Origin of the sequence: Chryseobacterium sp. SIMBA_038 (genome assembly GCF_046535115.1) — a bacterium.
GTDB lineage: Bacteria > Bacteroidota > Bacteroidia > Flavobacteriales > Weeksellaceae > Chryseobacterium.
In genome coordinates, this window is sequence record NZ_JAWRXH010000357.1 from 1 (window position 1) to 246 (window position 246).

General features: G+C 41.5%; 1 protein-coding gene. It reads left to right on the forward strand.

Annotation, left to right across the window (positions count from 1 at the left end):
* Positions 1-246: aldehyde dehydrogenase family protein (locus SB689_RS23885; protein ID WP_410694513.1), on the forward strand; the 246-nt coding region annotated here is incomplete at both ends.

A 246-nucleotide genomic window follows, 5' to 3' on the forward strand; every position in this document is an offset into this window, starting at 1 on the left:
CTTGCGATAGATCATTTCAGATATTTTGCATCCGTGATTCGTGCGGATGAAGGTTCACATAACGAATTGGATAAAGATACTGTATCCTTAATTGTACATGAGCCGCTAGGAGTAATCGCACAGATTATCCCGTGGAATTTTCCAATATTGATGGCGGTATGGAAGCTAGCCCCGGCATTAGCTGCTGGAAATTGTGTAGTCTTAAAACCTGCAGAAAGTACACCCGTGTCTATTATGGTTTTAATG